We start from the raw sequence: 21116 nt of genomic DNA, 5'->3' as shown, positions 1-21116 counted from the left end.
TTCGTTGAAAAAGGTGTTGACGCTGCAAGGGTCTATACGCATAATGCGCCCCGCAACGCCGATAAGGTAACGCGAAAAAAGATGGCTACGTAGCTCAGTTGGTTAGAGCACATCACTCATAATGATGGGGTCACAGGTTCGAATCCCGTCGTAGCCACCATCTTTTTTGCGGGAGTGGCGAAATTGGTAGACGCACCAGATTTAGGTTCTGGCGCCGCAAGGTGTGCGAGTTCAAGTCTCGCCTCCCGCACCATTCCCGGGTAAGCGTTGCACGGATGGGGTATCGCCAAGCGGTAAGGCACCGGTTTTTGATACCGGCATTCCCTGGTTCGAATCCAGGTACCCCAGCCATATTTCTTCGATTTTGCGGTTCTCCGCGGTATTGGGGTATCGCCAAGCGGTAAGGCACCGGTTTTTGATACCGGCATTCCCTGGTTCGAATCCAGGTACCCCAGCCATCGAAGATTGCAGTACTGGCTACGTAGCTCAGTTGGTTAGAGCACATCACTCATAATGATGGGGTCACAGGTTCGAATCCCGTCGTAGCCACCAAATTAAGATTGTCGATTTTTCGGTAATCAAGACAAATTGTTGGGGTATCGCCAAGCGGTAAGGCACCGGATTCTGATTCCGGCATTCCGAGGTTCGAATCCTCGTACCCCAGCCAATTTAAAAAGTCGTTAAGCAGTTTGTTTAACGCAATTGGGGTGTCGCCAAGCGGTAAGGCTCTGGTTTCTGATACCAGCATTCCGGGGTTCGAATCCCTGCACCCCAGCCACTTAAGTAACAAAAAAGCCCGCTCTGCGGGTTTTTTTGTTTTTGTTGTTCAGGATGGTGCGGCCTGATGCCCTTACCCTGACCCTCTCCCACTGGGAGAGGGGAAAAAGATTAGAGTCCCAGCGCGTATTTCAGCGCCTGACGCTTCAGACCACCGGCACGTTCCGCTGCCATCAATCCAATATTACGCAGAATGCGCACCGGGGCTAAGTCATTGCTGAACCCGGCATAGAACAGATCCATCCCCGACTGCATAATAAAGTTATCCGCCATGCGTCGCGTCTGGTAACGCTTCAGAATCTGATGGCTGGCCCAGTTTTCCGCGTGCCCGCGGGCGCTGCCCAGCACATCCAGTAACGCATCGACATCACGGTACCCCAGGTTCACGCCCTGCCCGGCCAGCGGATGAATGGTGTGTGCCGCATCGCCCACCAGCGCCAGCCCTTCACGGGCATACTGCAAAGCATGGCGGCGCGTGAGCGGAAATGCACCTGCAGCGACCGGCGTCACGTTGCCCAGACGGCTCGGGAAATGCAGGCGGATTTCCCGCTGCAATTGTTCCATTGTAAGCCCCTGCAGCTGGCGAATGCGTGCCGGTTTGTCGTACCAGACCAGCGATGCCCAGTTATCAAACAGCGGTAAAAAGGCATGCGGGCCATTCGGCGTAAAGTGCTGCCACGTGCTTTCACCCGGCGCATGCTCGCACTCGACGGTAATCAGCATGCAGGACTGCTCATACTGCCAGGCATGAACGCCAATTCCCGCCATCTGTCTGACCTGCGAGTTAGCGCCGTCCGCTCCGACGACGAGCTTCACGGCCAGTTCATCGCCGCTGTCGAGCGTCAGCAAATACCCGCTCTCGTGAGGATGCAGTGCCTTAATCGACGCCGGAACGCGCAGCGTCACCTTCGGATGCGCCTCCAGCGCCAGCCAGAGCGCCTGCTGGAGCACATTGTTTTCCACCATATAACCCAGGCGCGGCAGCTTCAGCTCAGCGGCATCAAACTCGACGTGGGCATTTTCCCACTCCCAGGTTTCAAGACGGCTGTAAGGATGGGCGCGCATCGCCAGCACCGCCTCCCAGACGCCCAGCCCGCGCAGCAGATCGACGGACGCCGCGCTGATCGCGGATATGCGCACATCCGGTTTGCTCGCGGGATCGAATGCCGGCGGAGCAGCCTGTTCGATTACCGTTACCTCAAATCCCTGCTGCGCCAGCCCCAGCGCCAGCGCGCCGCCGACCATACCGCCGCCGACAACGGCAACTTCGGTGTGTAGGAGTGTCATGGTCAATTTTCCTTATTGGAGAATCCCTTAAGTTTACCGGATTTTTGCGGTCCTGAGACACATAACCTTCATACTGGTCACAACCCCACCAAAGCATTACAATACGCGGCTTGCAATCCTGAGCTGAGCAAGTCGATGACTAAAAAACTCCATATAAAAACCTGGGGCTGTCAGATGAACGAATACGATTCATCCAAGATGGCCGATCTGCTGGATTCAACCCACGGATACCAGCTGACTGAAAATGCGAAAGAAGCGGACGTGCTGCTGCTGAACACCTGTTCGATTCGTGAAAAAGCGCAGGAAAAAGTCTTTCACGTGTTAGGCCGCTGGAAGCTTCTCAAACGAAAAAATCCGGACCTGATCATCGGGGTGGGTGGCTGCGTCGCGTCGCAGGAAGGTAAGCTGATCCGCCAGAGAGCCCCGTATGTGGATATCGTCTTTGGCCCTCAGACCCTGCACCGCCTGCCGGAGATGATCAATCAGGTTCGCGGCAACCGTAGCCCGGTCGTTGACGTCAGCTTCCCGGAAATCGAAAAGTTTGACCGTCTGCCGGAGCCGCGCGCCGATGGCCCGACCGCCTTCGTCTCCATCATGGAAGGCTGCAACAAATATTGCACTTACTGCGTGGTGCCTTACACCCGTGGTGAAGAAGTCAGCCGTCCGGCAGACGATATTCTGTTTGAAATTGCGCAGCTTGCCGCACAGGGCGTTCGCGAAGTGAACTTGCTGGGCCAGAACGTGAACGCCTGGCGCGGGGAAAACTACGACGGCACCACCGGCAGCTTTGCCGAACTGCTGCGTCTGGTGGCCGCGATTGACGGTATCGACCGCATTCGCTTTACCACCAGCCATCCGATGGAGTTTACCGACGACATCATTGACGTGTATCGCGATACGCCAGAGCTGGTGAGCTTCCTGCACCTGCCGATTCAGTGTGGATCTGACCGCGTGTTGAACCTGATGGGCCGCCCGCATACGGTGCTGGAGTACAAGTCCACCATTCGCAAGCTGCGTGAAGCGCGTCCGGATATCCAGATCAGCTCCGACTTTATCGTCGGCTTCCCTGGCGAAACCGCTGATGACTTCGAGCGCACCATGAAGCTCATCGGTGAAGTGAATTTTGACGTCAGCTACAGCTTCATCTTCTCTGCGCGTCCTGGAACACCTGCGGCCGATATGGTTGACGATGTGCCGGAAGAAGAGAAAAAGCAGCGTCTGTATATTCTGCAGGAGCGTATTAACCAGCAGGCCAACGCGTGGAGCCGCCGTATGCTCGGCACCGTTCAGCGCATTCTGGTGGAAGGCACCTCCCGCAAGAGCATTATGGAACTCTCCGGTCGTACCGAAAACAACCGCGTGGTGAACTTTGAGGGCACCCCGGATATGATCGGTAAATTCGTGGACGTCGAGATTGTCGAAGTGCTGACCAACTCGCTGCGCGCGAAGCTGGTACGCACCGAGGACGAAATGGGCCTGCGTATTGCCGAGTCACCGGAATCCGTGATCTCTCGTACCCGTAAAGAAAACGATTCTGGCGTGGGGATTTACCAGCCTTAATCCTCCTGGCCTGCCTTTCCGGCAGGCCTTGTATTTCCTCTCATCGTCCCCAATATCTTCCGCAACGCTTGCGCCTTTATTCTGTGGCGTGAATAATTTCGGTAATGACCGTTTTATTACGTCCTATCGCAATGGGTCAGTTAACCAATTAAAGAGGAACAGTTTGAATATAGATACGCGTGAAATTAGCCTTGAGCCAGCAGACAACGCTCGCCTGCTGAGCCTGTGCGGGCCGTTTGATGACAACATCAAACAACTGGAGCGACGTCTGGGTATCGAAATCAATCGTCGCGATAATCATTTCAAACTTACCGGACGCCCTATCTGCGTCAACGCCGCTGCGGACATTCTGCGTAGCCTGTATGTGGATACATCACCCATGCGCGGCGAAATTCAGGATATCGAACCGGAACAAATTCACCTCGCCATTAAAGAGGCGCGCGTGCTTGAGCAAAGCGCGGAAAGCGTGCCGGACTACGGCAAGGCCATTAACATCAAGACCAAACGTGGCGTTATTAAGCCGCGTACGCCAAACCAGGCGCAGTACATCGCCAATATCCTCGACCACGACATCACCTTCGGGGTGGGCCCTGCGGGTACGGGTAAAACCTATCTGGCCGTTGCCGCTGCGGTAGATGCGCTGGAACGCCAGGAGATCCGTCGTATTCTGCTGACCCGTCCGGCCGTTGAAGCGGGCGAAAAGCTGGGCTTCCTGCCGGGCGATCTGAGCCAGAAGGTCGACCCGTATCTGCGCCCGTTATACGATGCGCTGTTCGAGATGCTCGGCTTTGAGAAGGTTGAGAAGCTCATTGAGCGTAACGTTATCGAAGTGGCCCCTCTCGCCTACATGCGCGGTCGTACGCTGAACGATGCGTTCATCATTCTCGATGAGAGCCAGAACACCACCATCGAACAGATGAAGATGTTCCTGACGCGTATCGGCTTTAACTCGAAAGCGGTCATTACCGGTGACGTCACCCAGATCGACCTGCCGCGCAGCACCAAATCCGGCCTGCGCCACGCCATTGAGGTGCTGGCCGAGGTCGACGAAATCAGCTTTAACTTCTTCCACAGTGAAGACGTGGTACGCCACCCGGTGGTCGCGCGTATCGTTAACGCCTATGAAGCCTGGGAAGAGGCGGATCAGAAGCGTAAGGCCGAACTGGCCGCAGAACGTAAGCGCGAAGCGCAGGAGCAAGAACAGAAATGAGTCAGGTGATCCTCGATTTACAGCTGGCCTGTGAAGACAATTCCGGCATGCCAGATGAGGCACAGTTTCAGAAATGGCTGGATGCCGTTATTCCTCAGTTCCAGGAAGAATCAGAAGTGACGATTCGCCTGGTTGATGAAGCGGAAAGCCATGAGCTTAACCTGACCTATCGCGGGAAAGATAAGCCGACCAACGTGCTCTCATTCCCGTTCGAAGCGCCGCCGGGCATTGAGATGCCGCTGTTGGGCGATCTGATCATCTGCCGTCAGGTGGTTGAACAGGAAGCCAAAGAGCAGCAAAAGCCGCTTGAGGCCCACTGGGCGCATATGGTGGTACACGGCAGCCTGCACCTGCTCGGCTACGATCACATTGAAGATGACGAAGCGGAAGAGATGGAGTCCCTCGAGACAGAGATAATGCTTGCTCTGGGCTATGAGGATCCGTACATTGCCGAGAAAGAATAGTCCGTCACCTGACGGACTCACATGCCGCCACGAAAGGATATCGCGTGGCGGTAAACGTTGAACTAACAAGAGAACCCTTAACAAACGCCATGAGCGACGACAATTCACACAGTAGCGACACGACAACCAGTAAAAAGGGATTTTTCTCCCTCATTCTGAACCAGCTTTTCCACGGCGAACCCAAAAACCGTGATGAACTGCTGGAGCTGATTCGTGATTCCGGGCAGAACGACCTTATCGACGAAGATACGCGCGAAATGCTCGAAGGGGTTATGGACATCGCCGACCAGCGCGTTCGCGATATCATGATCCCCCGCTCGCAGATGATCACCCTGAAACGTAACCAGACCCTGGACGAGTGCCTCGATGTGATCATCGAATCCGCCCACTCGCGTTTCCCGGTCATCAGCGAAGACAAAGATCACATCGAAGGGATTTTGATGGCCAAAGATCTGCTGCCGTTTATGCGCAGCGATGCCGAAGCCTTCAGCATGGAAAAAGTGTTACGCCAGGCCGTGGTTGTGCCGGAAAGTAAACGTGTGGATCGGATGCTGAAAGAGTTTCGCTCTCAGCGTTACCACATGGCGATTGTTATTGATGAGTTTGGTGGCGTTTCCGGTCTGGTCACGATCGAGGATATTCTTGAGCTGATCGTGGGCGAAATCGAAGACGAGTACGACGAAGAAGAAGATATCGACTTCCGTCAGCTTAGCCGCCACACCTGGACCGTGCGCGCGCTGGCCTCTATTGAGGACTTTAACGACGCCTTCGGTACCCACTTCAGCGATGAAGAGGTCGATACCATTGGCGGGCTGGTGATGCAGGCCTTTGGCCACCTCCCGGCGCGCGGTGAGACCGTTGACATTGACGGTTACCAGTTCAAAGTGGCAATGGCCGACAGCCGACGTATTATACAGGTTCACGTCAGAACGCCGGACGACTCACCGGTGCCAAAACTGGAAGATTAATGTAAATGGCATTTGCCCCACTGCTTGAACGCCAGCGCATCCGTTTGCTGCTGGCGCTGTTACTCGGAGCCAGCGGTACGCTGGCTTTTTCTCCTTACGATATCTGGCCCGCCGCCATTCTCTCCCTGATGGGGCTTCAGGGCCTGACCCTGAATCGTCGTCCGGTACAGGCTGCGGCTATCGGTTACTTCTGGGGACTGGGGCTGTTTGGCTCAGGCATCAACTGGGTTTATGTCAGCATCGCCCAGTTTGGCGGTATGCCTGGCCCGGTTAACGTCTTTCTGGTGGTATTGCTCGCCGCGTATCTCTCGCTCTATACCGGTCTGTTCGCCGGTATCCTTTCTCGCCTGTGGCCAAAAACCACCTGGCTGCGCGTCGCCATTGCCGCGCCGGTGGTCTGGCAGATAACCGAGTTCCTGCGCGGCTGGGTGCTGACGGGCTTCCCGTGGCTGCAGTTCGGCTACAGCCAGATTGACGGCCCCCTGAAGGGTCTGGCGCCGGTAATGGGCGTTGAGGCCATCAACTTCCTGCTGATGGTGGTCAGCGGCCTGCTGGTCCTGGCGCTGGTCCAGCGCTGCTGGAAACCGCTGGCTGTGGCGCTGGTGCTGTTTGCCCTGCCCTTCCCGCTGCGTTATATCCAGTGGTTCACGCCCGAGCCAGAGCGCGCCATGCAGGTTTCCATGGTGCAGGGGAATATTCCGCAGTCTATGAAGTGGGATGAGAAAGAGCTGCTGAATACGCTGAAGATCTACGCCAACGCCACCGAAGAGGTGATGGGTAAATCACAGCTGATTATCTGGCCGGAATCTGCGATCCCCGATCTGGAAATTAACCAGCAGCCGTTCCTCAACATGATGAACGACCTGCTGCTGGCGCGCGGCAGCACGCTGATCACCGGGATTGTCGATGCGCGTCTGAATCAGCAGAACCGCTACGATACCTACAACAGCATCATTACGCTCGGGAAAGATAGCGAGTACAGCTACCACTCCACTGACCGGTACAACAAGAACCACCTGGTGCCGTTTGGTGAATTTGTCCCGCTGGAGTCGATTCTGCGCCCGCTGGCCCCGTTTTTTGACCTGCCGATGTCCTCTTTCAGCCGCGGCCCGTACGTACAGCCTCAGCTGCACGCGCACGGCCTGGCCCTGACGGCGGCCATCTGCTACGAAATCATTCTCGGCGAGCAGGTACGCGATAACTTCCGCCCGGATACTGACTATCTGCTGACCATCTCCAACGACGCCTGGTTTGGTAAGTCAATCGGCCCGTGGCAGCACTTCCAGATGGCACGTATGCGCTCTCTGGAGCTGGCGCGTCCGCTGCTGCGCAGCACCAACAACGGCATCACAGCTGTGATTGGTCCGCAGGGTGAAATTCAGGCGATGATCCCGCAGTTTACACGCGAGGTACTGACCACTAAAGTCACGCCAACCACCGGGCTGACGCCATACGCGCGCACCGGCAACTGGCCGCTGTGGATACTGACCGTGCTGTTCGGCTTTGGCGCGGTGCTGATGAGCCTGCGTCAGCGTCGGAAATAACCTTCCCTTCTGTTGTGGGGGGGCGTAGCCGCCACCCGACAATTTTCTCCAGACTCCCATTCTGGCACGCCTATTGCTTTGTTTATTCAGGTAAACGCAGTTTGGCTTAACGTGCAACTTTGTCGCACCAGCATAGATCATCGGTAGCACCGAAACGGTGCAACGGGAGATATTTGCCTCTGAATGGTGCGGCGCGCTTCGCAAAAATAAACAATAACGCAGCAAAATCTTTACATTAAGCCAGACTAAATGTTAACAAGCTTGCATAACACTGCACTCGCACTGCGCGAGATATAACAACATCACAATGGGTATCAATGCGTCGCTGGCGCTGATAAAAAAGGAGTTGGGTATGCAATTACGTAAACTGGCCACAGCAATGCTGGTTATGGGAATGTCTGCAGGCGTGGTTCACGCTGAAGATGCGCCTGCAGCAGGCAGCACTCTCGACAAGATTGCCAAAAACGGCGTCATCGTGGTCGGCCACCGTGAATCTTCAGTCCCGTTCTCTTACTACGACAACACGCAAAAAGTCGTGGGCTATTCACAGGATTATTCCAACGCCATCGTTGAAGCTGTGAAGAAAAAGCTGAACAAACCTGACCTGCAGGTGAAGCTGATCCCAATCACTTCACAGAACCGTATTCCACTGCTGCAAAACGGCACCTTTGACTTCGAGTGTGGCTCCACCACCAACAACCTCGAGCGTCAGAAACAAGCTGCCTTCTCTGACACCATCTTTGTCGTGGGCACCCGTCTGCTGACGAAGAAAGGCGGTGAGATCAAAGACTTCGCTGACCTGAAAGGCAAAGCGGTTGTTGTGACCTCCGGTACCACGTCAGAAGTGCTGCTGCACAAGCTGAACGACGAGAAGAAAATGGATATGCGCATCATCAGCGCGAAAGACCATGGCGACTCCTTCCGTACCCTGGAAAGCGGTCGTGCCGTTGCGTTTATGATGGATGACGCCCTGCTGGCGGGCGAACGTGCGAAAGCGAAGAAACCAGACAACTGGGATATCGTCGGTACCGCGCAGTCCAAAGAAGCCTACGGCTGTATGCTGCGTAAAGACGATCCGCAGTTCAAAAAGCTGATCGATGACACCATCGCTCAGGTGCAGACCTCCGGCGAAGCGGAAAAATGGTTCGACAAATGGTTCAAGAACCCGATTCCACCAAAAAACCTGAACATGAATTTTGAACTGTCTGACGACATGAAGGCGCTGTTCAAATCTCCAAATGACAAGGCTCTTAACTAATTAGAACTACAGGGGCGGGATCTCCTGCCCTCTCGATTGTCGGGAAGCATGGACAGACTATACGTTGAGTGGTCGTTCCCCACTCAGCGCGAAAAATGAGCTTCTCACCAATCTTCGAGGGTAGCGCTGCTACCCTTTTTTTCTGGAGTTTATTATGTCAATAGACTGGAACTGGGGCATATTCCTGCAACAAGCCCCGTTCGGCAACACCACCTATCTTGGCTGGCTGTGGAGCGGCTTTCAGGTCACCGTGGCACTATCGATAACGGCGTGGATTATCGCGTTTCTTGTCGGTTCTCTGTTCGGTATTCTGCGCACCGTCCCTAACCGTTTTCTTTCAACGCTTGGCACCCTGTATGTGGAACTGTTCCGTAACGTTCCGCTGATCGTGCAATTCTTTACCTGGTATCTGGTCATCCCGGAACTGCTGCCGGAAAATATTGGCATGTGGTTCAAGTCGGAGCTGGATCCGAACGTGCAGTTCTTTGTCTCCTCCATGATGTGTCTGGGGCTGTTTACCGCTGCGCGCGTTTGCGAGCAGGTGCGTGCCGCCATTCAGTCATTGCCGCGCGGACAAAAAAACGCGGGCCTGGCGATGGGCCTGACGCTGCCCCAAACCTACCGCTACGTGCTGCTGCCTAACGCCTACCGGGTTATCGTTCCACCGATGACCTCCGAGATGATGAACCTGGTGAAAAACTCGGCCATCGCCTCAACCATCGGCCTGGTGGATATGGCCGCGCAGGCGGGCAAGCTGCTGGATTATTCCGCTCACGCGTGGGAATCCTTCACCGCGATCACGCTCGCGTATGTTCTGATTAACGCTTTCATCATGCTGGTGATGAACCTGGTTGAACGCAAAATCCGCCTGCCGGGTAATCTGGGGGGCAAATAATGTACGAATTTGACTGGAGTTCTATCGTTCCATCCATGCCTTACCTGCTTGATGGCCTGGTGATTACCTTAAAAATCACCGTTATTGCCATCATCATTGGTATCGTCTGGGGCACCCTGCTGGCCGTCATGCGCCTGTCGAGCTTTAAGCCGCTCGCCTGGTTTGCGACCGCCTACGTTAACGTGTTCCGCTCCATCCCGCTGGTGATGGTGCTGCTGTGGTTTTACCTGATTGTGCCCGGCTTCCTGCAGAACGTGCTGGGGCTGTCGCCGAAAACCGATATCCGTCTGATCTCCGCCATGGTGGCGTTCTCAATGTTCGAGGCCGCTTACTACTCGGAGATTATCCGAGCGGGCATTCAGAGTATCTCCCGCGGGCAATCCAGCGCCGCGCTGGCGCTGGGAATGACGCACTGGCAGTCCATGCAGCTCATTATTCTGCCGCAGGCGTTTCGCGCCATGGTTCCGCTCCTGCTGACCCAGGGCATCGTGCTGTTCCAGGATACCTCGCTGGTCTACGTTCTGAGTCTGGCAGACTTCTTCCGTACCGCGTCAACCATCGGTGAACGTGATGGTACGCAGGTCGAGATGGTGCTCTTTGCGGGTGCGGTCTATTTTGTGATTAGTTTAAGCGCGTCGCTGTTGGTCAGCTGGCTGAAGAAAAGGACGGTATAATGATTTCCCTGAAAAATGTTTCTAAATGGTATGGGCACTTTCAGGTGCTGACCGACTGCTCCACCGAAGTCAAAAAAGGCGACGTGGTGGTGGTATGCGGGCCGTCCGGCTCCGGTAAATCAACGCTGATTAAAACCGTCAACGGACTGGAGCCGGTGCAGCAGGGTGAGATCGTTGTCAACGGCACCAAAGTCAACGATAAGAAAACCAACCTCGCCCAGCTTCGCTCTCACGTTGGCATGGTGTTCCAGCACTTTGAGCTGTTCCCTCACCTCTCCATTATTGAGAACCTGACGCTGGCGCAGGTAAAAGTGCTGAAGCGTGATAAAAAAGCGTCGCGCGAGAAAGGTCTGAAGCTCCTGGAACGCGTTGGGCTTTCGGCGCATGCCGATAAGTTCCCGGCACAGCTTTCTGGCGGCCAACAGCAGCGTGTGGCGATCGCCCGCGCGCTGTGCATGGATCCGGTGGCAATGCTGTTTGATGAGCCAACGTCGGCGCTCGATCCAGAGATGATCAATGAAGTGCTGGACGTAATGGTCGAGCTGGCGCACGAAGGGATGACCATGATGGTGGTGACCCACGAAATGGGCTTTGCCCGTAAAGTGGCCAACCGCGTAATCTTTATGGACGAAGGGAAAATTGTCGAAGACTCACCGAAAGAAGAGTTCTTCGCTAACCCGAAATCCGAACGTGCGAAGGATTTCCTCGCGAAAATCCTGCATTAATCTTCCCGGTGCGCAATCTGCGGATTGCGCACCGCTTCACGCTTTCACTCAGTTCCTCTCGTCGGCGTCACATTGCAGCGTTAACCTTGTCACAAAATAACGCTACTTATGGAGAACGCTATGGCACAGCCTATTATTCTCGACTGCGATCCGGGTCATGACGACGCGATCGCGCTCGTCCTCGCTCTTGCCTCCCCTGAACTCGAGGTAAAAGCCGTCACCTCGTCCGCCGGAAACCAGACGCCGGACAAAACCCTGCGCAACGTGCTGCGCATGCTCACGCTGCTCAAACGCACCGACATTCCTGTCGCCGGCGGGGCCGTGAAGCCGCTGATGCGCGAGCTGATTATTGCCGACAACGTTCATGGTGAAAGCGGGCTGGACGGTCCGGCACTGCCGGAGCCGGGTTTCACGCCGCAAAACTGTACCGCCGTGGAGCTGATGGCGAAGGTGCTGCGCGAAAGCGCGGAACCGGTAACGCTGGTGGCAACCGGACCGCAAACCAACGTTGCGCTGCTGCTGAACAGCCATCCTGAGCTGCATAATAAAATTGCCCGAATTGTGATTATGGGCGGGGCCATGGGGCTGGGGAACTGGACGCCTGCGGCGGAGTTCAACATCTTTGTCGACCCGGAAGCCGCGGAAATCGTCTTCCGGTCCGGCTTACCAATTGTAATGGCGGGACTGGACGTTACCCACCGCGCGCAGATTATGGCGGACGATATTGAGCGATTCCGCTCCGTGGGTAATACGGTCGCGACAACCGTAGCCGAGCTGCTCGACTTCTTTATGGAATATCACAAAGCAGAGAAATGGGGCTTCCACGGCGCACCGCTGCACGACCCGTGCACCATTGCCTGGCTACTGAAGCCGGAGATGTTCACCACGGTGGACAGATGGGTTGGTGTTGAGACGCAGGGAAAATACACCCAGGGAATGACGGTGGTGGATTACTACTCGCTGACGGGGAATAAACCGAATACCACGGTGATGGTGGACATCGATCGCGAGGCGTTTGTGGATTTGCTGGCGGAGAGACTGGCTTACTTTAGTGCGGCCTGATGCCCTCACCCCAACCCTCTCCCACGGGGAGAGGGGGCAAACACTAAAAACGGCAACGGGGTTGCCGTTTTGCTTTTACCATGTGCAGCCTGATGCCCTCACCCCATCCCTATCCCACTGGGAGAGGGAGCAGAGAGTTTTGCTTTTATTTAGGGCTCAAACGGCCGACGCTGGAACTGATCGTGGCCGCATTTCGGACACAGAGGCAGGACATCCGGCGTATATACCGCAATATGGTGGTGGCAATTCTCACATACCAGATTTCCCAAGCCGACCACCTCACCACTGTGATACACACCGTGATGGTTCAAATCCTGAAAGACCTCGCGCCACTCCAGCTGCGTTTTATCCGTGATGTCGGCCAACTCTTGCCACAGGCTCTCTTTAATCACCCGCATAAAAACGCTGTCCGTGACCTCCTCCTGACTCTCCTGGTAGCTGCGCGCGAACTCTTCCAGATCGCGACGCACGGCGCGCGTCACCTCTTCCACTTCGGTTCGCGTTAACTCACCCGTTTGCGTCACGCGGGCACGCGCTTGCTCCACCAGCGCGTCGATATCTCGCTCGCCGTTACGCAGCCGTTCCGTCAGTGTCGCCACCAGTTCGCGGTAAAATTGAGCAACCTTGTTCATCATTTTGCCTCCCGGGTAAGTAACTATTTCTAATAATAGACCTTATTTCATCGCCGCTTTGTCAGGTGAAGCACAGACCCGGTAAATTCGTGCAAAGCGCATTTGTGCGAAAGGCTGTTTTGACGCGGGCGTTTGGGCTATGCTATGCGGATCTGAATTACCACATCCATTGGCTACATTTGTAGCTGTATTGAAAACAGGACCACTGGCTGCCATGCAAGAGCAATACCGCCCGGAAGAGATAGAATCAAAAGTCCAGCAACACTGGGACGAGAAGCGCACCTTTGAAGTAACCGAAGACGAGAGCAAAGAGAAGTATTACTGCCTGTCGATGCTTCCCTATCCTTCTGGTCGACTACACATGGGCCATGTGCGTAACTACACCATCGGCGATGTGATTGCACGCTACCAGCGCATGCTGGGCAAAAACGTTCTGCAGCCTATCGGCTGGGATGCGTTCGGTCTGCCTGCGGAAGGCGCGGCGGTCAAAAACAACACCGCACCGGCGCCGTGGACGTACGACAATATCGCGTACATGAAAAACCAGCTCAAAATGCTGGGCTTTGGCTATGACTGGAACCGCGAGCTGGCAACCTGTACCCCGGAATACTATCGCTGGGAGCAGAAGTTCTTCACCGAGCTGTATAAAAAAGGCCTGGTGTATAAGAAGACCTCTGCCGTTAACTGGTGTCCGAATGACCAGACCGTTCTCGCGAACGAACAGGTTATCGACGGCTGCTGCTGGCGCTGCGACACCAAAGTTGAGCGTAAAGAGATCCCACAGTGGTTTATCAAAATCACCGCTTACGCTGATGAGCTGCTGAACGATCTGGATAACCTCGACCACTGGCCAGATACTGTTAAGACCATGCAGCGCAACTGGATCGGCCGTTCTGAAGGCGTGGAGATTACCTTCAACGTTGAGAACTATGACCAGACCCTGACTGTCTACACCACCCGCCCGGACACCTTCATGGGCGCGACCTACCTGGCCGTAGCCGCAGGTCACCCGCTGGCGCAGAAAGCGGCAGAGAACAACCCGGAGCTGGCCACCTTCATCGACGAGTGCCGCAACACCAAAGTGGCCGAAGCCGACATGGCGACGATGGAGAAAAAAGGCGTCGCGACAGGCTTCTATGCGAAGCATCCACTGACTGGCGAAGCGATCCCTGTCTGGGCAGCGAACTTCGTGCTGATGGAGTACGGTACAGGCGCGGTAATGGCCGTTCCGGGCCACGATCAGCGCGACTACGAGTTTGCCACCAAATACAGCCTGCCGATTAAAGCCGTTATTCTGGCCGCCGATGGTTCTGAACCCGACCTGTCCGAACAAGCGCTGACCGAAAAAGGCACCCTGTTCAACTCCGGTGAATTCAGCGGCCTGAGCTTCGAAGAGGGCTTCAATGCCATCGCCGATAAGCTGGCCTCTCTGGGCGTGGGCGAGCGTAAAGTTAACTTCCGTCTGCGCGACTGGGGCGTGTCCCGTCAGCGTTACTGGGGCGCGCCAATCCCAATGGTGACGCTGGAAGATGGCACCGTGATGCCAACGCCGGAAGATCAGCTCCCGGTGCTCCTGCCGGAAGACGTGGTCATGGACGGTATCACCAGCCCGATCAAAGCCGATCCTGAGTGGGCAAAAACCACCGTCAACGGTCAGCCCGCGCTGCGTGAAACCGACACCTTTGACACCTTTATGGAGTCATCCTGGTACTATGCGCGCTACACCTGCCCGCAGTATCAGGACGGTATGCTCGATTCCGATGCGGCAAACTACTGGCTGCCGGTTGATATCTATATCGGCGGCATCGAACACGCCATCATGCACCTGCTCTACTTCCGCTTCTTCCACAAACTGATGCGCGATGCAGGCATGGTGAACTCTGACGAACCAGCAAAACAGCTGCTGTGTCAGGGCATGGTACTGGCAGATGCGTTCTATTACGTCGGTGCTAACGGCGAGCGTAACTGGGTTTCTCCGGTTGATGCGATCGTCGAGCGCGACGAGAAAGGCCGTATCGTTAAGGCGAAAGACGCCGAAGGTCATGAACTGGTCTACACCGGCATGAGCAAGATGTCCAAGTCGAAAAACAACGGCATCGATCCGCAGGTGATGGTTGAGCGTTACGGTGCGGACACCGTGCGTCTGTTCATGATGTTTGCCTCTCCGGCCGACATGACCCTGGAATGGCAGGAGTCTGGCGTGGAAGGGGCGAACCGCTTCCTGAAACGCGTCTGGAAACTGGTTTACGAACACACTGCACTGGGCGATGCCCCGGCGCTGAACGCCGCCGCACTGACTGAAGATCAGCAGGCGCTGCGTCGCGATGTTCATAAAACGATTGCGAAAGTGACCGATGATATTGGTCGTCGTCAGACCTTCAATACCGCAATTGCGGCTATTATGGAACTGATGAACAAGCTGGCGAAAGCCCCGCAGGACGGTGAGCAGGATCGTGCCTTAATGCGTGAAGCGCTGCTGGCCGTCGTTCGCATGCTGAACCCGTTCACTCCACACGTCAGCTTCACCCTGTGGCAGGAGCTGAAAGGCGAAGGCGATATTGACAACGCGCCGTGGCCGCAGGCTGACGAAGCCGCGATGGTGGAAAACACGACGCTGGTTGTGGTCCAGGTAAACGGCAAAGTCCGCGGTAAAATTACCGTGGCGGTCGATGCAACCGAAGAACAGGTTCGCGAGCGCGCGGGCCAGGAACCTCTGGTCGCAAAATATCTTGAGGGCGTTACCGTACGTAAAGTGATCTACGTACCGGGTAAACTGCTCAATCTGGTCGTTGGCTAAGCGCGGGAGGAAACGTGCGACAACTGGCAACAATACTCTTATCACTGGCGGTGCTTGTCACCGCTGGCTGTGGCTGGCACCTGCGCAATACCACGGCGGTGCCTGCTGAGATGAAAACGATGATTTTCGACTCATCGGATCCGAATGGTCCACTCAGCCGGGCAGTTCGTAATCAGCTGCGTCTGAACGGCGTTGAGCTTGTTGAGAAACAAACGCTGCGCCAGGATGTACCGTCTCTGCGTATCATCGGAGGAGGTCTGTCGAGAGATACGGCCTCTATCTTCCAGGACGGTCGTACAGCTGAATATCAGATGGTGCTGACGGTCAACGCAGCGGTCCTGATCCCGGGTAAAGACATCTATCCGATCAGCACGAAAGTGTTCCGTTCGTTCTTCGATAACCCGCAGACGGCATTGGCAAAAGATGCCGAACAGCAGATTATCATCAACGAAATGTACGACAAGGCGGCGGAACAGCTGATCCGTAAACTGCCAGGTATTGCAGCGTCTACCCGACAAGGCTCTGACATTGTTGAAAAACCGGTTGCCGGCACGCTTCCTGCTGCTAACTCTCTGGGTAAATGATGATCAGGCTGTATCCTGAACAACTCCGCGCGCAGCTCAAAGAAGGGCTGCGCGCGGCGTATCTGCTTCTTGGAAACGATCCGTTATTGCTTCAGGAAAGTCTGGATGCCGTGCGGCATGAAGCCGCCTCTCAGGGCTTCGATGAACACCACACCGTCCAGCTGGATAACAACACCGACTGGAATGCCCTCTTCTCACTCTGTCAGGCGATGAGCCTTTTTGCGTCGCGCCAGACAATTCAGATCCTGCTGCCGGAGAACGGCCCTAACGCGGCCATCAATGAACAGCTGGCCACGCTGGTCAGCCTGCTTCACAGCGATCTGCTACTGATTGTGCGCGGCAACAAGCTCACCAAAGCGCAGGAAAATGCGGCGTGGTTCACCCAACTCGCAGCCCACGCGGTGCAGGTCACCTGTCAGACGCCTGAACAGGCGCATCTGCCCAAATGGGTGGCAGCGAGAGCGAAGCAGAACAACCTTCAGCTGGATGATGCGGCGAACCAACTGCTCTGCTACTGCTATGAAGGTAACCTGCTGGCCCTGGCGCAGGCGCTGGACAGACTCTCCCTGCTCTGGCCGGATGGCAAGCTGACCTTGCCGCGCGTCGAGCAGGCCGTTAACGACGCGGCGCACTTCACGCCGTTCCACTGGGTGGACGCGCTGCTGTCGGCGAAAAGCAAACGCGCCCTGCATATTCTGCAACAGCTGCGTCTCGAAGGGAGCGAACCGGTTATTCTGCTGCGTACGCTGCAACGCGAATTGCTGCTGCTGATTACGCTCAAGCGTCAGTCTGCCCATACGCCGCTGCGTTCGCTGTTTGATAAACACCGCGTGTGGCAAAATCGCCGGGCTTTGATCACCGAGGCCGTCAACCGCCTGAGTCATGAACAGCTTCGTCAGGCAGTACAGCTTCTGATGCGCGCTGAGCTCACGTTAAAGCAAGATTATGGCCAGTCGGTCTGGGCGGAGCTGGAAAGTCTTTCTCTCCTGCTCTGCCACAAGGCGCTGGCAGACGTTTTTATTGATGGATAGCATGCATTCTTTACAGGCCTTATATGGCGGCACCTTCGACCCGGTACATTACGGGCACCTGAAGCCGGTTGAAATTCTGGCAAATCTGATCGGCCTTCAGCGCGTCACCATCATGCCCAACAATGTCCCGCCCCATCGTCCACAACCCGAGGCGACCAGCGAGCAGCGAAAAGAGATGCTTGCCCTTGCCATCGCAGATAAACCGCTATTCCGACTTGACGAGCGTGAGCTGCGTCGCGACACGCCCTCCTGGACGTCTCAGACGCTTCAGGAGTGGCGCGCCGAACAAGGGCCAGACCAGCCGCTTGCCTTTATCATCGGCCAGGATTCTCTGCTGAATTTCCCTACGTGGCATCAGTATGAAACCATCCTGGAGAACAGCCACCTGCTCGTCTGCCGCCGTCCCGGCTATCCGCTGACCATGCGCGAAGAGCAGTACCAGCAGTGGCTGGAAGACCACCTCACCGATAATGTTGAAGATCTTCACAACCAGCCTGCCGGGAAGATCTATCTGGCGGAAACGCCGTGGTTTGATATCTCTGCAACCCTCATTCGCGAGCGTTTACAGCAGGGTTTAGCGTGTGACGATCTGCTGCCGACCCCGGTGCTGGCCTATATCCATGCGCACGGTTTGTATCAGAAAAGCGCAGATGAATAGCCGGAGAGCATAAAAAGCGGCTTATTGTTTATCCTGCCTTGACAGGGTAAGCCATACTGTTATTCTCCGCTGCCAGACTTTCCCGCCGATCATTGCTTTACAGAAATTGTTTTACAAAAATGGCAATGCAATCTCAGGCGGAGGGTGGGATGATACCCGCCTTCAAAAGCCCGGCCGGAGACATTTGTCCCGACGCAGGCGTGAGTTCAGGTATACTGTCTGGCTACGAATTCAAAGTTTTACAATCTCATTCACCCCAGGGGGAAAACTTGCAGGGTAAAGCACTCCAGGATTTTGTTATTGACAAAATTGATGACCTGAAAGGTCAGGACATCATCGCTATCGACGTTAAGGGTAAATCCAGTATTACCGACTGCATGATCATCTGCACCGGTACATCGACGCGTCATGTTGTTTCAATTGCCGATCACGTGGTTCAGGAATCGCGTGCAGCAGGGCTGTTGCCGCTGGGTGTTGAAGGTGAAGCGACGGCTGACTGGGTGGTAGTCGACCTCGGCGATGTGATTGTCCACGTCATGCAGGACGAGAGCCGTCGCCTGTATGAGCTGGAAAAACTCTGGGGTTAATGCGTGAAGTTACAGCTGGTCGCCGTCGGCACCAAAATGCCGGACTGGGTACAAACCGGTTTTACTGAATATCTGCGTCGTTTTCCAAAAGACATGCCGTTCGAGCTGGTGGAAATTCCCGCCGGGAAGCGCGGCAAGAACGCGGATATCAAACGTATTCTCGATAAAGAGGGCGAACTGATGCTGGCTGCCGCTGGCAAAAACCGCATCGTCACCCTCGATATTCCAGGTAAACCCTGGGATACGCCGCAGCTGGCGCAAGAACTGGAGCGCTGGAAGCAGGATGGCCGTGACGTCAGTCTGTTGATTGGCGGACCAGAAGGGTTATCCCCTGCCTGCAAAGCAGCGGCTGAACAAAGTTGGTCCCTCTCCGCGCTGACGCTTCCCCACCCGCTCGTTCGGGTACTGGTGGCAGAAAGCCTGTATCGCGCGTGGAGCATTACTACCAACCACCCCTATCACCGCGAGTAATGACTGACCAGGGTAGAATAAGCAGCGGATGAAACTACAGAATTCTTTTCGCGACTATACGGCTGAGTCCGCGCTGTTTGTGCGCCGGGCGCTGGTCGCCTTTACCGGGATTTTGCTGCTTACCGGCGTGCTGATCGCCAACCTCTATAATCTGCAAATTGTCCGCTTTACCGACTACCAGACGCGTTCAAACGAAAACCGCATTAAGCTGGTGCCTATCGCACCCAGCCGCGGCATTATTTACGATCGTAACGGCACCCCGCTGGCGTTGAACCGCACCATCTATCAAATCGAGATGATGCCGGAAAAAGTCGATAATGTTCAGGATACGCTGGAAGCGCTGAAAAGCGTTGTCGACCTTAACGATGACGATATCGCGGCGTTTAAAAAAGAGCGCGCCCGCTCTCACCGCTTCACCTCGATTCCGGTTAAAACCAATCTTACGGAAGTCCAGGTGGCCCGCTTTGCGGTGAATCAGTACCGTTTCCCCGGCGTGGAAGTGAAGGGATATAAGCGTCGCTACTATCCTTACGGCTCCGCGCTGACGCATGTGATTGGCTACGTTTCCAAGATTAACGACAAAGACGTCGACCGCCTTGATAAAGACGGCAAGCTGGCCAACTACGCTGCAACGCACGATATCGGTAAGCTGGGGATCGAACGTTACTACGAAGACGTTCTGCACGGGCAAACCGGCTATGAAGAGGTTGAGGTTAACAACCGCGGCCGCGTGATCCGCCAGCTAAAAGAAGTGCCGCCTCAGGCGGGGCATGACGTCTATCTGACGCTCGACCTTAAGCTTCAGCAGTATATCGAAACCCTGCTGGCGGGCAGCCGTGCAGCCGTTGTGGTCACCGATCCTCGTACCGGCGGCATCCTGGCAATGGTCTCCATGCCTAGCTATGACCCGAACCTCTTTGTTGATGGGATTTCGAGTAAAGACTATTCCGGTCTGCTGAATGACCCGAACACGCCGCTGGTCAACCGCGCGACGCAAGGGGTTTACCCGCCGGCATCCACGGTTAAACCGTACGTGGCGGTCTCTGCGCTGAGTGCCGGCGTCATCAACCGTAATACCAGCCTGTTTGACCCGGGCTGGTGGCAGCTGCCGGGTTCAGATAAGCGCTATCGTGACTGGAAAAAATGGGGCCACGGTCATCTCAACGTCACCAAATCGCTGGAAGAATCTGCGGATACCTTCTTCTATCAGGTGGCGTATGACATGGGTATCGACCGCCTGTCAGAGTGGATGAGCAAATTCGGCTACGGGCATTACACCGGCGTGGACCTTTCAGAAGAACGTTCTGGCAACATGCCAACGCGTGAATGGAAGCTGAAGCGCTTTAAAAAACCGTGGTATCAGGGTGACACCATTCCTGTGGGTATCGGTCAGGGCTACTGGACGGCAACGCCGATTCAGATGAACAAAGCCATGATGATCCTCATCAATGACGGCGTGGTAAAAGTGCCGCATCTGCTACAGAGTACGGTTGAAGACGGCAAAAAAGTGCCGTGGAATCAGCCGCACGAGGCCCCGGTGGGTGACATCCATTCCGGCTTCTGGGAAATTGCGAAAGACGGTATGTACGGCGTGGCAAACCGCCCGAACGGTACCGCGCATAAGTACTTCACCGGTACGCCGTACAAAGTAGCCGCGAAATCCGGTACTGCGCAGGTATTTGGTCTGAAAGCCAACGAAACCTATAACGCGCACCGCATTGCTGAACGTCTTCGTGACCATAAGCTGATGACGGCGTTTGCCCCTTATGATAACCCGCAGGTCGCGGTGGCGATGATTCTGGAGAACGGCGGTGCCGGGCCAGCAGTAGGTACCATCATGCGCCAGATCCTTGACCACATTATGCTGGGTGATAACAACACCGAACTGCCGGCTGAAAACCCGGCCGCCGCTGCGGCGGAGGACCAATAATC

The 21116-nt window shown here is 55.6% G+C and carries 19 protein-coding genes and 7 tRNA genes; 24 read left to right on the top strand and 2 right to left on the bottom strand.

The features are described 5' to 3' along the window. Nucleotides 1-83 precede the first annotated feature (83 nt). The 7 genes from UR289_RS01900 (at nt 84) to UR289_RS01870 (ending at nt 778) form a co-directional block, all read left to right on the top strand. Nucleotides 84-160: transfer RNA gene (locus tag UR289_RS01900), tRNA-Met, on the top strand. Between the two features lie 8 nt (nt 161-168). Beyond that, nucleotides 169-253, top strand: a tRNA-Leu gene (locus UR289_RS01895). A gap of 23 nt (nt 254-276) precedes the next feature. Further along, a tRNA-Gln gene (locus UR289_RS01890) sits at nt 277-351 on the top strand. A gap of 32 nt (nt 352-383) precedes the next feature. Beyond that, nucleotides 384-458: transfer RNA gene (locus tag UR289_RS01885), tRNA-Gln, on the top strand. A 17-nt stretch (nt 459-475) separates the two neighbouring features. After that, nucleotides 476-552 (top strand) — tRNA-Met (locus tag UR289_RS01880). A 40-nt stretch (nt 553-592) separates the two neighbouring features. Next, nucleotides 593-667: transfer RNA gene (locus UR289_RS01875), tRNA-Gln, on the top strand. Between the two features lie 36 nt (nt 668-703). Beyond that, nucleotides 704-778 (top strand) — tRNA-Gln (locus UR289_RS01870). A gap of 110 nt (nt 779-888) precedes the next feature. Here the strand turns inward: UR289_RS01870 and ubiF are convergent. Further along, a complete protein-coding gene (gene ubiF / locus UR289_RS01865) occupies nt 889-2064 on the bottom strand; it encodes a 3-demethoxyubiquinol 3-hydroxylase (RefSeq protein WP_167818336.1) in 1176 nt (391 codons plus the stop codon). 135 nt (nt 2065-2199) lie between these two features. Between ubiF and miaB the strand changes: the two genes are divergently transcribed. The 10 genes from miaB to rihA all read left to right on the top strand — a co-directional run bounded on the left by miaB (nt 2200) and on the right by rihA (nt 12424). Further along, nucleotides 2200-3624 (top strand): tRNA (N6-isopentenyl adenosine(37)-C2)-methylthiotransferase MiaB, encoded by a 1425-nt coding sequence (gene miaB / locus UR289_RS01860; protein WP_033144935.1) that lies wholly within the window; start codon nt 2200-2202, stop codon nt 3622-3624. Nucleotides 3625-3787: 163 nt separating this feature from the next. Then, nucleotides 3788-4834, top strand: a complete 1047-nt coding sequence (locus UR289_RS01855) for a PhoH family protein (RefSeq protein WP_008501053.1) — start codon at nt 3788-3790, stop codon at nt 4832-4834. Then, nucleotides 4831-5298: an rRNA maturation RNase YbeY gene (gene ybeY / locus UR289_RS01850; RefSeq protein ID WP_008501052.1), complete on the top strand. Its 468-nt coding sequence runs from the start codon at nt 4831-4833 to the stop codon at nt 5296-5298. The genes UR289_RS01855 and ybeY overlap by 4 nt, the downstream gene beginning before the upstream one ends. Before the next feature lie 89 nt (nt 5299-5387). After that, on the top strand, nt 5388-6266 hold the full coding sequence (corC, locus tag UR289_RS01845) for a CNNM family magnesium/cobalt transport protein CorC (protein WP_021242574.1): 879 nt from the start codon (nt 5388-5390) through the stop codon (nt 6264-6266). Between the two features lie 5 nt (nt 6267-6271). Continuing rightward, on the top strand, nt 6272-7810 hold the full coding sequence (gene lnt / locus UR289_RS01840) for an apolipoprotein N-acyltransferase (RefSeq protein ID WP_039261266.1): 1539 nt from the start codon (nt 6272-6274) through the stop codon (nt 7808-7810). Nucleotides 7811-8162: 352 nt separating this feature from the next. Next, nucleotides 8163-9068, top strand: coding sequence for an amino acid ABC transporter substrate-binding protein (locus UR289_RS01835; protein ID WP_008501049.1), 906 nt, complete (start codon nt 8163-8165; stop codon nt 9066-9068). Between the two features lie 154 nt (nt 9069-9222). After that, nucleotides 9223-9963, top strand: coding sequence for an amino acid ABC transporter permease (locus tag UR289_RS01830; protein ID WP_023310756.1), 741 nt, complete (start codon nt 9223-9225; stop codon nt 9961-9963). After that, nucleotides 9963-10637, top strand: coding sequence for a glutamate/aspartate ABC transporter permease GltK (gene gltK / locus UR289_RS01825; protein WP_014883002.1), 675 nt, complete (start codon nt 9963-9965; stop codon nt 10635-10637). Before UR289_RS01830 ends, gltK begins: the two co-directional genes overlap by 1 nt. Continuing rightward, nucleotides 10637-11362 (top strand): amino acid ABC transporter ATP-binding protein, encoded by a 726-nt coding sequence (locus tag UR289_RS01820; RefSeq protein ID WP_014883001.1) that lies wholly within the window; start codon nt 10637-10639, stop codon nt 11360-11362. Before gltK ends, UR289_RS01820 begins: the two co-directional genes overlap by 1 nt. A 120-nt stretch (nt 11363-11482) precedes the next feature. Further along, nucleotides 11483-12424 (top strand): pyrimidine-specific ribonucleoside hydrolase RihA, encoded by a 942-nt coding sequence (rihA, locus tag UR289_RS01815; protein ID WP_320709081.1) that lies wholly within the window; start codon nt 11483-11485, stop codon nt 12422-12424. Between the two features lie 149 nt (nt 12425-12573). On the opposite strand, the gene UR289_RS01810 is transcribed toward rihA, so the two are convergent. After that, nucleotides 12574-13056: a zinc ribbon-containing protein gene (locus UR289_RS01810; RefSeq protein ID WP_032661386.1), complete on the bottom strand. Its 483-nt coding sequence runs from the start codon at nt 13054-13056 to the stop codon at nt 12574-12576. Between the two features lie 214 nt (nt 13057-13270). Between UR289_RS01810 and leuS the strand changes: the two genes are divergently transcribed. The 7 genes from leuS to mrdA all read left to right on the top strand — a co-directional run bounded on the left by leuS (nt 13271) and on the right by mrdA (nt 21114). Further along, nucleotides 13271-15853, top strand: coding sequence for a leucine--tRNA ligase (gene leuS, locus UR289_RS01805; RefSeq protein ID WP_320709080.1), 2583 nt, complete (start codon nt 13271-13273; stop codon nt 15851-15853). A 14-nt stretch (nt 15854-15867) separates the two neighbouring features. Continuing rightward, nucleotides 15868-16437, top strand: a complete 570-nt coding sequence (lptE, locus tag UR289_RS01800) for an LPS assembly lipoprotein LptE (RefSeq protein WP_039261260.1) — start codon at nt 15868-15870, stop codon at nt 16435-16437. Further along, nucleotides 16437-17468, top strand: coding sequence for a DNA polymerase III subunit delta (gene holA, locus UR289_RS01795; RefSeq protein WP_064673642.1), 1032 nt, complete (start codon nt 16437-16439; stop codon nt 17466-17468). Before lptE ends, holA begins: the two co-directional genes overlap by 1 nt. Then, a complete protein-coding gene (gene nadD / locus UR289_RS01790; RefSeq protein ID WP_029740134.1) occupies nt 17461-18126 on the top strand; it encodes a nicotinate-nucleotide adenylyltransferase in 666 nt (221 codons plus the stop codon). The genes holA and nadD overlap by 8 nt, the downstream gene beginning before the upstream one ends. Nucleotides 18127-18395: 269 nt before the next feature. After that, entirely contained in the window at nt 18396-18713 is a 318-nt protein-coding gene (gene rsfS / locus UR289_RS01785) for a ribosome silencing factor (RefSeq protein ID WP_023334893.1), read from the top strand. Between the two features lie 3 nt (nt 18714-18716). Beyond that, nucleotides 18717-19184 (top strand): 23S rRNA (pseudouridine(1915)-N(3))-methyltransferase RlmH, encoded by a 468-nt coding sequence (rlmH, locus tag UR289_RS01780; protein WP_023310748.1) that lies wholly within the window; start codon nt 18717-18719, stop codon nt 19182-19184. Nucleotides 19185-19212: 28 nt separating this feature from the next. After that, nucleotides 19213-21114: a peptidoglycan DD-transpeptidase MrdA gene (gene mrdA, locus UR289_RS01775; RefSeq protein WP_047061344.1), complete on the top strand. Its 1902-nt coding sequence runs from the start codon at nt 19213-19215 to the stop codon at nt 21112-21114. Nucleotides 21115-21116: the final 2 nt, after the last annotated feature.

The organism is Enterobacter sp. 302C9, assembly GCF_034106085.1.
GTDB classification, from domain to species: domain Bacteria; phylum Pseudomonadota; class Gammaproteobacteria; order Enterobacterales; family Enterobacteriaceae; genus Enterobacter; species Enterobacter asburiae_B.
The sequence above is the reverse complement of the archived record's forward strand: the minus strand, read 5'-3'. Positions and strand labels throughout refer to the sequence as shown.

Bases quoted from the DNA above. Each gene is read 5' to 3' on its own strand.
- mrdA (WP_047061344.1), top strand. From the start codon at position 19,213: ATGAAACTACAGAATTCTTTTCGCGACTATACGGCTGAGTCCGCGCTG.
- UR289_RS01820 (WP_014883001.1), top strand. From the start codon at position 10,637: ATGATTTCCCTGAAAAATGTTTCTAAATGGTATGGGCACTTTCAGGTG.
- ubiF (WP_167818336.1), bottom strand. From the start codon at position 2,064: ATGACACTCCTACACACCGAAGTTGCCGTTGTCGGCGGCGGTATGGTC.
- ybeY (WP_008501052.1), top strand. From the start codon at position 4,831: ATGAGTCAGGTGATCCTCGATTTACAGCTGGCCTGTGAAGACAATTCC.
- rihA (WP_320709081.1), top strand. From the start codon at position 11,483: ATGGCACAGCCTATTATTCTCGACTGCGATCCGGGTCATGACGACGCG.
- nadD (WP_029740134.1), top strand. From the start codon at position 17,461: ATGGATAGCATGCATTCTTTACAGGCCTTATATGGCGGCACCTTCGAC.
- UR289_RS01810 (WP_032661386.1), bottom strand. From the start codon at position 13,056: ATGAACAAGGTTGCTCAATTTTACCGCGAACTGGTGGCGACACTGACG.
- gltK (WP_014883002.1), top strand. From the start codon at position 9,963: ATGTACGAATTTGACTGGAGTTCTATCGTTCCATCCATGCCTTACCTG.
- leuS (WP_320709080.1), top strand. From the start codon at position 13,271: ATGCAAGAGCAATACCGCCCGGAAGAGATAGAATCAAAAGTCCAGCAA.
- miaB (WP_033144935.1), top strand. From the start codon at position 2,200: ATGACTAAAAAACTCCATATAAAAACCTGGGGCTGTCAGATGAACGAA.
- lnt (WP_039261266.1), top strand. From the start codon at position 6,272: ATGGCATTTGCCCCACTGCTTGAACGCCAGCGCATCCGTTTGCTGCTG.
- UR289_RS01830 (WP_023310756.1), top strand. From the start codon at position 9,223: ATGTCAATAGACTGGAACTGGGGCATATTCCTGCAACAAGCCCCGTTC.
- holA (WP_064673642.1), top strand. From the start codon at position 16,437: ATGATCAGGCTGTATCCTGAACAACTCCGCGCGCAGCTCAAAGAAGGG.
- corC (WP_021242574.1), top strand. From the start codon at position 5,388: ATGAGCGACGACAATTCACACAGTAGCGACACGACAACCAGTAAAAAG.
- UR289_RS01835 (WP_008501049.1), top strand. From the start codon at position 8,163: ATGCAATTACGTAAACTGGCCACAGCAATGCTGGTTATGGGAATGTCT.